We start from the raw sequence: 9,365 nt of genomic DNA on the forward strand, positions 1-9,365 counted from the left end.
CATGCGGCGGCGATGCGCAGGGCGGCGGCCAGCGGCGATCTGACCAGGCTGCGTGCGGCCGCAGCGGCACATCTGGCGTGGCGCGGGGGCGGCGGGCCGCGCAGGCAGGCCCTGCTGCGCCAGCTGGACCACCAGATCTATGCCCCCGCCGGCGCGCCGGGATTCGACGCGATGCGGTGGTTGCGCGACTGGTTGCGGGCCTAGCGGTTCCGCCGGGACGTCGCGCGGGCCTGCAGCTGATCCAGCGCGTCGGCATTGGCCCGGCCCCAGGCATAGACCGTCTCGACCAGGTCGACGAAGCGCCTGCCAAGCGGCGTCAGGCTGTATTCGACCGCCGGCGGAACCGTGCTTTCGACATGGCGGTCGATCAGGCCGCTGTCCTCCATCTCGCGCAGGGTCTGCACCAGCATCTTCTTGGAGATCCCGGGCAGGCTGCGCAGCAGCACCCCGTTGCGCGCCGCACCCCCGTGCTGGGCATGCAGCGTGTGCAGGATCATGCTGGTCCATTTCGTGGAAAAGATCTCCATCGTGCGGCGGGGCGCGCAATCCTCGCGCCAGTCGGTGTCGATGCTGCCGGGCTCCATGGTGGTTACCTTTCGGTGGCTATGTCCCAATTTGGTGCCGTCTGGCACGACGAGGCCGCGCTGACTAGATCCCCTGACAGCACACAGACAGGAGAGTTTCATGACCCGCACCGCATTGGTCGTCGGCGCCACCGGCATTCAAGGCCACGCCATCGCCGCCCAACTGGTCCGCGACGGATGGGCCGTCCTGGGCCTCAGCCGCAATCCGCAGCCGCAGGAGGGCGTGACGCCCGTGGCCGCCGACCTGCTGGACCCCGCATCCGTTGCCGCCGCCCTGGACGGTCTGGCCCCGACGCATGTGTTCCTGACCACCTGGCTGCGCCAGCCGACCGAGGCCGAGAACATCCGCGTCAACGCCCTGATGCTGCGCAACCTGTTCGACGGTCTGCGTCCGCTTGGCACCGTGCGCCACGCGGCGCTGGTGACCGGGCTGAAGCATTACCTTGGACCGTTCGAGGCCTATGGCAAGGGCAGCCTGCCCAAGACCCCGTTCCGCGAGGATCAGGGGCGGCTGGACGTCGCGAACTTCTATTACGCGCAGGAGGATGAACTGTTCGAGGCCGCGCGCCGCGACGGCTTCACCTACAGCATCCACCGCCCCCACACCGTCATCGGCAAGGCGGTCGGGAACGCCATGAACATGGGCACCACCTTGGCCGTCTATGCCGCCATCTGCCGCGAGACCGGGCGCCCGTTCCGCTTTCCCGGATCGGCCGTGCAGTGGAACGGCCTGACGGACATGACCGACGCCCGCCAGCTGGCCGCCCAGGTCATCTGGGCGGCGACCACGCCCGCCGCGCATGACCAGGCCTTCAATATCGTCAACGGCGACGTCTTCCGCTGGAACTGGATGTGGCACCGTCTGGCCGACTGGTTCGGCGTCAAAGCCGAGGATTTCGACGGCACCGAACGCCCCCTGGCCGACCAGATGGCGGACGACGCCGCGATCTGGGCACGCATCGCCGAACGCGAAGGGCTGGCCGAGCCGGACATCACCCGCCTTGTGTCGCCGTGGCACACCGACGCCGACCTGGGTCGGCCGATCGAGGTCGTGACCGACATGTCCAAAAGCCGCAAGCTGGGCTTCACCGCCTATCAGGCGACCGACGAGGCGTTCTTCGACCTGTTCGAACAGCTTGAGGCGGACCGGATCATCCCCGCCGCTGACCGTCCAAAGATCTGCATCTGCTGCGGTGAGGATGTCGGGCGACCGGCACCCTCATCGCCGCGGACGGAATGATGGTTCGCCTGGCCCATGGCCGACGGTGCTTTGGTCATGCGACGGAGGCGTCCGACGACACTCACGACGACCACAGAACCGCATCAGGTCAGTTGATCATATCGTGACGGTGAGGTGATGGCGGAGACGAAGGCCCCCTTCGTCGTGTAGCGGCCTGACGCTACCGGTAACAAGTATCCCGGATCGTCAGCGGGTTAGGCTTTCCCGCCGTAAAGACACGTTGCATCCTGTCGCGCCTATCATCTATCGTTTTCGATGGGTAGAACGTGGGTGCGAAATGCCGAAGAAGGCTGCGGAACTCTCCGCCATCGATGTGAAGCGGCTGAAGCATCCGGGGCAGGGGCGCAATGTCATGTTCGCGGTCGGCGGGGTGGCCGGCCTGTGTCTGCAGATTAGCCCCACGGGAGCTCGTAGCTGGATATTCCGAACGACGATCGGGACCAAGCGTCGCGATGTCGGCCTAGGCGGCTATCCTGATGTGACGCTTGCCCAGGCGCGTGAGATGGCACGAGAAGCTAAGAGCAAGATCCGACAGGGCGTCGACCCAATAGAGGAACGTAAGGTCGTCAGGGCGGCGCTGGTGGCGTCTCAGAAGCGCGGTCTGACGTTTGCCCAGGCAGCTGACCGCTTCCTTGAAAGCAAGCTGGCGGAGTTCCGGAACGACAAGCATCGGCAGCAGTGGAGATCGACCCTCGACACCTATGCCGGCCCGCAGATCGGAGACATGCACGTCAACGACCTGACCGTCCACGACATGCTGCGAGTGCTGGAGCCGATCTGGCAGACGCGGACTGAAACTGCGACGAGGGTGCGTGGGCGCATGGAAAGCGTGCTGTCCTGGGCTGGCGTGGCTGGTCATCGAACCGGCGACAACCCGGCCCGGTGGCGCGGCAATCTCGATGCCTTGTTGCCAAAGCCTAGCAGGATCTCAGGCAAAGGCAACCACCCCGCGGTAGCTCTGGGCGAGGTATCAGAATGGTTCGCAGCTTTGCGGAAGCGTGAGGGCACTGCTGCACGTGCGCTGGAGTTTCTGACGCTATGTGCCAGTCGCTCCGGAGAGGTCCGCGGCGCCACTTGGGCAGAGGTTGATACCAATGCGAAGATTTGGACCATCAGCGCCGAACGAATGAAGGCCGAGCGTGAGCATCGGGTCGCGCTGACGGATCAGGCGATTGCGATCGTTGAAGCCATGCCGCGGCTTGCAGGCACGCCATACATCTTTGCGGCGCCGCGGGGCGGGCAGCTGTCTGACATGAGCATCAGCGCCGTCATGCGGCGCATGCAGGCCGATGAACTGAAAGCTGAGCGCGCAGGGTGGCTAGATCCACGATCAGGGCGCCCAGCGGTCCCCCACGGACTGCGCAGCACTTTCCGCGACTGGGCAGCTGAACAGACAGACTATCCCCGCGACATGGCCGAGATCGCTTTGGCGCATCGCGTTGGGTCCGAGGTCGAGCGTGCCTATCGGCGCGGGGATATGATCGAAAAGCGCCGGCAGATGATGGCTGACTGGGCACAGTTCCTAGGAGCAGGATAGTGGACGCAAAGGCGCTGCGGCGACGGCTTGAGAAGATAGCGCATGCGACTGCGTCATCTCAGTCTGTTGACGCGACCGGGTTTTGGGTCGGAGATCGCGCGGGAGAACGGCAAGCTACAGACGACTTCAGCACGGGGCGCCGCGCCTGGCTGGGCGCTTACGACGCAGCTTGTGCCGGTCTGAAAGCACTGGACGGCGACGATCTGGATCTAGCCGAAATTTACGTTTGGCAAGCGAATGACTTCCTGATGGATGCCCTCTGGTCGAGGATTGAACCATCGGACGTCGAGTTCCTGTCCAGTAGTGCGCAGCGACGTGGCCGCAAACCCAAGACCCAAGGCCGGAATGCCAAGCTGGCCGCGGCTATCCAGGATCAGCATAGCATCGGCATCACTGGGAAAGCTGCCCGCAACGCAGCGCTTAAGAAGTATCCAGACTTGGCAAAAGCGTTCTCGGGGATGTCAGACGATGCAATCAGGAAAGCGGCGGATCGCGGCGCTAAAGACCTGAACTAAACAATATTGGGACAGAGATACGGCCGCAGATTTTTCGTCCGCATTGGCTAGTCCAGCTTGTTCGCATCCGCAACGAAAGGATGCACCGTGTATCTATCAGATAAGCAGGTCGCCAGCCGCTACAATGTCACCCGTCCAACTGTTTGGCGCTGGGTAAAAGCTGATCCGACCTTCCCGAAACCAATTTCCCTTTCGCCCGGCTGCACCCGCTGGAGGCTCGATGAGATCGAGTCCTGGGAAGCTGCACGTCGCGCGGCATGAGGCCCGGCTATGAACGATCAGACATGGAATAGCCCCGGTGCGCTGGCGGGCGCGACCGAGGCTGGAATTCAATCTTCAGCAGATTGCAATTACAGTATGCCAGAGCTTCAAGCTATCGCAAGGCGTTTCAGCGATGCGCTGGCCCAATTTGAACCCGACGATCGCTTGACCGTTCTGGAAAGTGCGCACGAGTTCCTGCGCGCAGGAATGCCGATCGTCCTGTTCGGAAGCCTCATGGAGGAGGCAGCATTCTGGGCTGATAGGGCGAGCAGAGCTGAGCGGAAAGCCTATGGCCTCGCCTGCTTTAACCGCTACACCCCGCAGGAGAAGGCTGCGTTCTTCGCCTACGTGCAGCAGGGCATGCCGCATGAATGAATTTGCAGCTTTGAGTGCTCTCGATGCAGCGCATAGCGAACCTGGGGCTGTGAGACCCATCACTCCATCACAATTCCGCTTCGTTGCGGTGTCGGATCTGGAATGGCGCGAGCCGGAATACATCGTCGAGGGCTTGATCGAGACTGACACTTTAGGCGAGATCTTTGGGGACCCTGGTGGCGGCAAGTCCTTCGTCGCTGTTGATCTGGGGCTCTCCGTCGCGACAGGTCAACCATTCCACGGCCACAAGACCATGCAGGGGCCCGTCCTGTTTATCGCGGGCGAAGGTCACAATGGCCTAGCCAGACGCTTTGCGGCTTGGAGTGCGGAGCGGGGCACGCCCCTTGCAGGCGTTCCGCTATTCAAGTCAGAGCGTGCCGCGCAATTTCTTGACCAGGCATCAGCGACGGCGGTGTCTCAAGCGGCCGACCTCGTAGCCAGAGAACACGGCGCACCCCGCCTTATCATTATCGACACCGTGGCGCGAAACTTTGGCGCCGGCGATGAAAACAACACCAAGGACATGAGCGATTTCATTGCCGCGATGGACGACCTCAAGGCGCGCTATCCGGGCTGTGTCGTAATGCTTGTCCATCATTCGGGTCATGCCGACAAACAAAGGGCCCGCGGTGCTATGGCGCTGAAAGGCGCATTGGACTTTGAGTATCGCGTTGAAAAGGACGGAAACTGCGTTCAGCTCATCAACACCAAGATGAAGGATGCCGAACCGCCCGCAGATATGCACTTTACCCTTGAAAACGTCCAATTGTGCGGGAATGCGCAAAGCGCGGTTCTGCGCAGCGCGGAGGCCCCTGAACGACAAACTCGCAGATCCCCAGCGCAAGCCTTGGCTCTCGCTACCTATCAAGCTGCTGCATGCTCACAGGGCATCTGGAACGAGAATGGCACGGCATTTCTTGGCGTCCATATCGATGATTGGCGAGATGCTTTCTATGCCAAGCATACCGGCGACAACGCCGCGTCAAAGCGTCAGGCCTTCCTTCGGGTGCGGAACGACCTCGTCTGCATGAAGCTGATGAGCGTGCATGATGATCTATATCTGGTAGATGACCCTGCAATTCAGACTGAGGTTTATCGGGCAGGATGTCCCAGCAACGCCCCTAGCGTGACAGGCGTTACAGAGCGTGACATCGCAACAAATGTCACGGCGCCAGAGGCCGGGAAGGCCGTGACAAGCGTGACAAGCCCTTTAGGGCTGTCACGTGTCACGCCCAGGACTGGGGGTTAAGTCCATGAGCTCGACAGAAAAGACGAATGTCACGCTGTCACGCCACACCCCAGTATCTGCCAAGAAGGCGCATCGGGCCGTGCGAACCGCTGTGCAGCAGGGCACTCTGCAGCGCGACGCGTGCGAGGTGTGTGGGGCTCGTCATCGAGAGGATGGCGTGATCGTGGATGCGCATCATGAATGCTATTCCCGACCCTTGGACGTGACCTGGTTGTGTCGCCGCCATCACCGGCAGATCCATGCCGACATTCGCGCCGGCTTGTGGGTGAAGCCATGACCGGGGGGTCGTCGCAGGCTGGCGGATGTTCGCAGCTCAGGACTGGCATGGGTAAGAAATGCGCGCTGCCACAATTCAAGGCATCTGGGATTGGCCTGCCATTGAGCCTGCATGATGCCGACGTCATCCGGCGGCTGGCCCGCATCGAGGCCATGCTTGCGCAGCTCATGGGCCAGGACGCGCCCGCAATTGATCCCGTCCCTTTGATTGCTGACCTGACTGACGGCGATTGGTTTACCGCAGCCGAGCTGTGGCAGAGCGTCGATGCCCTGCGGAAGGCGGCCGAGGCGATCGGCGAACCGGTCCCCGATGTCGTCCAGGCATTCTCCGGCTTGGGCCTTTCGAGCGTCAAAAGCCTAGGCAAGTGGCTGTCAGCCCGCCCCGCCGAGATCATCGAACGCACCGAACGGACCCGCGCCGGCATCCTGTGGCGCGTGACTTTGCAGGGTTAGAAAAGCTCAAAGTCACCCCCTCCATCGCGCCAATCGCCTGATTGCCTCAGAATCAACGAAGCAAAACAGATAGGCGAACCGATGACCCCCAACCGCTCCCTTGCCAGCACCTCGGCCGCCGCCGCGCGTGTTGAAGCCGCCGCCACCATCCAGTGGCTGGCCCGTTCCAAAGCCCTTAAGCTGGATGCAGTCGACATGTCCGAGATGGGCGCCCCGACGCGCGCCGTCGACGTGCTGACCAAGGCCACCGACACCTCCAGCCTGGCAGCGGTCGGCGTGATGAGTGCTGTGATGGCATTCATCCAGAACGCAGGACAGGCCAGCGCATTCCTGTCGATGGTCAGCGAACAGGCGTTCCGCCGCGTGCCTTTCGATACGCCCCTGATCCACACCGAAAGCCTGCCCATCCCGTCCGGTCTGTCCGAGGGCGGCCTGATCCCGGTCGGTGAGCTGGAGCTGGAAGGCAAGAAGCTGACCGAGGAGAGCGTCGGCGTGATCGTCGTCGCATCTGACGAGGCATGGCAGCGCGTCGACGGACCCGGACAAGGCTTCATCAACAGCTTGCTGCAATCCGCGATCGGTCGCGCCGTCGATGCCCGCATGTTCGAATTGCTGGCCGGATCGGCCCCGGTGAACCTGACGGCGGCCAAAGACGCCCCGGCCGCCATCGTGACGGCTCTGGGCGGCGCTCTGCAGGCGATGCTGACGAAATCGGGCCAGGTGCTGCGATGGGCCGTTTCCCCCGCTGCAGCGGCCGTTCTGGCGCCTCTCAGCGCAGAGGGCCGCATCGCCATGACCCCGGCAGGCGGAATGATCTTCGGCATCCCTGCCGTGATCAGCGAAGGGCTGGAGCCGGGCGAGATTGCCCTGATCGCCGCATCCGACATCGCGGCCGACGTGGTGGACATGGGCATCATGCCCTCGCGCGCATCGGCCCTGCGGTTGCCCGACGGCTCGCCAATGTCGCTGTTCCAACTGAACCTGATCGCCGTGCGCGCCGTGATGGCGTTTGGCGTCACGCCTCTGGCCGATGCCGTCATGGCAAAAGTGACCCTGACGGAGTGACAGTGATGACGTTCCCCGCATTCCCCCGTCACCTGACCCCCGAAGAACGCAGCGCGGTCCGCGAGGTCGCAGCCCGCAAGTTCGCGGACGAACTGCTGAGCGACACGGAGAACAAGACCGGCCCCATCACGGACGCGCGGTGGCGGACGGAGGCGCACAGCGACGCGCTAATCAAGGGCCTGACCCTGATCTCGCTTAACTGGCTGAGCGAGCGCATGGACGCTGTAGAAGCGGCCCAGGCCAGCAAGGGGGACGCCTGATGGCTGGTCAGCTGCAAGACGCCATGGCCCGCATCGATCGCGAGTATGCCGAACGGATGGAAGCGTCACGGCGTGACATGCTGACCCGGCACGATCCGGCAACCGTGGCCCTTCTCATGGAAGCCGCAGACCAGATGTGGCGCACCGAACGGCAGATCATTGAGACCCGCGTGCGCAATGCCCTGCAGGAGGTGAGCGCATGAAGCTGCCAGCCATGGAAGCAGGGGGGGCGGGCATGAAGGTTTCGAACCGATTTCCTTCGGACCCACGAGGGTATGACGCAAAGATTTTTTCCCCGTCTTTGATTTTTGCACGGTGCGGACCGGCATTTCAAACGCTTAATTACCTATTCCTATCAATGACATGGACCGGTTTTGATTGTTTATCAAACACGCGGCAGTCCGCAGTCGGTTTGCACTTAAAGCAAGTCCTCGATCGGGGGATGCAGTGAGCGCCATGTGTAAGCTTTGCCCAGAAAAAATCGCGTATAATGTCGAGCGTCTACAAACCAAGCTTCGCAGCTATGGCGCAACATCGTCGCAGCTTGCAGATGCAAAGCGTCTCGTCGCCGCGTGCGCGCGATTGATAGCCGCACAGGACGCTTTCGATCTGGAGATCCTATCCGGGGGGGATGTTGCCAGCGCTAGACGGCTGCTGCGCATCGAGAAGCAAAGGGCGGAAAGCTACCTTCACCCTCAGGAGGCGGGCGAATGAAATTTAGCCTTCAGGGTTTCGAAGATCTGGAAGCGGCGCTTCTCGAAATCGCCAATAAGACCACGCGGACCGGTGTCATGCGCCGCGCGCTTCGCAAGGCTGCAGAACCAATGCAGGAAAAGGCCAAGAGATATGCGCCAATCGAGGGTGGCGACCTTGAGGGCAACATCATCCTGGGAACGAAAGTGACCGGGGATGTGGGCGATGCTGCCTATGCACAGGCTATGCGTAGCACGCGCGGGGACAAGACCGCAGCTCTTGCTGCCATGCGTGGCGCTCGCCGTGCGTTCCGCGTTCAGAACCCAGGGGTGATGCTCTACCTCGGCCCCGCCGAGGAAATCTTCTACGCAAAGTTTGTAGAGCTGGGCACACGCGCCAGGCTGAATGGGGGCACGTTCGCCGGCACGCAGCACCCCGGCACTGCGCCGCAGCCGTTCTTGCGCCCTGCCTTCGATAGCGAGGCTCGCCCCACGATCGAACGGCTAGGGCCGCTGCTCTGGGTCGAGATCGACAAGACCGCGAAGCGAGTTGCAGCGAAAGCCGCCAGGGCATCGCAAAAGGCATCTAGGCCACGGTAATGCTGATCCAAGGTTGAGATAGGCCAAACCCCACGGCTCCGGGGTATGGCAGGCTGTCACGCTTTACAGGCGGCGGGGACAGTCAAAAGCCCGCGTTTGGGCATGGGGCCCTGGTCAGGACGCGGCCGGGGCCTCTTTCACGAACAGAGGCTTGGCGCCGGGCCGGTTCATGGCATCTTCATCCTGCCAGATCTTGTAGGTGCTTAGGACAACAGCCGACATAGGCCACCTGTCAGCCTGAGGTGCCCCCCGAAAACT

At 62.6% G+C, this 9,365-nt stretch carries 13 protein-coding genes; 12 read left to right on the forward strand and 1 reads right to left on the reverse strand.

Annotated elements, in window-relative coordinates:
• Positions 1–204, forward strand: a 204-nt coding sequence (locus TW83_RS21060; RefSeq protein ID WP_045981037.1) for a hypothetical protein, incomplete at its 5' end; no start/stop codon positions are given.
• Here the strand turns inward: TW83_RS21060 and TW83_RS01645 are convergent.
• Positions 201–584 (reverse strand): helix-turn-helix domain-containing protein, encoded by a 384-nt coding sequence (locus TW83_RS01645; protein ID WP_045981038.1) that lies wholly within the window; start codon positions 582–584, stop codon positions 201–203. The two genes, TW83_RS21060 and TW83_RS01645, sit on opposite strands and share 4 nt — an antisense overlap.
• Positions 585–684: 100 nt before the next feature.
• Between TW83_RS01645 and TW83_RS01650 the strand changes: the two genes are divergently transcribed.
• The 11 genes from TW83_RS01650 to TW83_RS19215 all read left to right on the forward strand — a co-directional run bounded on the left by TW83_RS01650 (position 685) and on the right by TW83_RS19215 (position 9,107).
• Positions 685–1,824 carry an SDR family oxidoreductase gene (locus tag TW83_RS01650; RefSeq protein ID WP_084697191.1) on the forward strand — a complete coding sequence of 380 codons (1,140 nt, stop codon included), beginning with the start codon at positions 685–687 and terminating at the stop codon, positions 1,822–1,824.
• Between the two features lie 277 nt (positions 1,825–2,101).
• Positions 2,102–3,361: an integrase arm-type DNA-binding domain-containing protein gene (locus TW83_RS01655; RefSeq protein ID WP_045981039.1), complete on the forward strand. Its 1,260-nt coding sequence runs from the start codon at positions 2,102–2,104 to the stop codon at positions 3,359–3,361.
• A complete protein-coding gene (locus TW83_RS01660) occupies positions 3,361–3,876 on the forward strand; it encodes a hypothetical protein (protein ID WP_045981040.1) in 516 nt (171 codons plus the stop codon). Before TW83_RS01655 ends, TW83_RS01660 begins: the two co-directional genes overlap by 1 nt.
• A 270-nt stretch (positions 3,877–4,146) precedes the next feature.
• On the forward strand, positions 4,147–4,512 hold the full coding sequence (locus tag TW83_RS20385; protein WP_045981041.1) for a hypothetical protein: 366 nt from the start codon (positions 4,147–4,149) through the stop codon (positions 4,510–4,512).
• Complete coding sequence (locus TW83_RS19205; RefSeq protein ID WP_052714569.1) at positions 4,505–5,761, forward strand: AAA family ATPase; 1,257 nt, start codon at positions 4,505–4,507, stop codon at positions 5,759–5,761. Before TW83_RS20385 ends, TW83_RS19205 begins: the two co-directional genes overlap by 8 nt.
• A gap of 324 nt (positions 5,762–6,085) precedes the next feature.
• Positions 6,086–6,490: a hypothetical protein gene (locus TW83_RS01680; RefSeq protein WP_157001301.1), complete on the forward strand. Its 405-nt coding sequence runs from the start codon at positions 6,086–6,088 to the stop codon at positions 6,488–6,490.
• Positions 6,491–6,571: 81 nt separating this feature from the next.
• Complete coding sequence (locus tag TW83_RS01685) at positions 6,572–7,555, forward strand: hypothetical protein (RefSeq protein ID WP_045981043.1); 984 nt, start codon at positions 6,572–6,574, stop codon at positions 7,553–7,555.
• Positions 7,556–7,560: 5 nt separating this feature from the next.
• The gene (locus tag TW83_RS01690; RefSeq protein WP_045981044.1) at positions 7,561–7,815 is read left to right on the forward strand and encodes a hypothetical protein; all 255 of its coding nucleotides are present in this window, start codon (positions 7,561–7,563) and stop codon (positions 7,813–7,815) included.
• On the forward strand, positions 7,815–8,018 hold the full coding sequence (locus TW83_RS01695; RefSeq protein WP_045981045.1) for a hypothetical protein: 204 nt from the start codon (positions 7,815–7,817) through the stop codon (positions 8,016–8,018). Before TW83_RS01690 ends, TW83_RS01695 begins: the two co-directional genes overlap by 1 nt.
• Positions 8,019–8,262: 244 nt before the next feature.
• The gene (locus tag TW83_RS20390) at positions 8,263–8,529 is read left to right on the forward strand and encodes a hypothetical protein (RefSeq protein WP_157001303.1); all 267 of its coding nucleotides are present in this window, start codon (positions 8,263–8,265) and stop codon (positions 8,527–8,529) included.
• A complete protein-coding gene (locus TW83_RS19215; RefSeq protein WP_052714574.1) occupies positions 8,526–9,107 on the forward strand; it encodes an HK97-gp10 family putative phage morphogenesis protein in 582 nt (193 codons plus the stop codon). The genes TW83_RS20390 and TW83_RS19215 overlap by 4 nt, the downstream gene beginning before the upstream one ends.
• Positions 9,108–9,365 lie beyond the last annotated feature (258 nt).

Origin of the sequence: Paracoccus sp. S4493 (assembly GCF_000967735.1) — a bacterium.
GTDB classification, from domain to species: domain Bacteria; phylum Pseudomonadota; class Alphaproteobacteria; order Rhodobacterales; family Rhodobacteraceae; genus Paracoccus; species Paracoccus marcusii.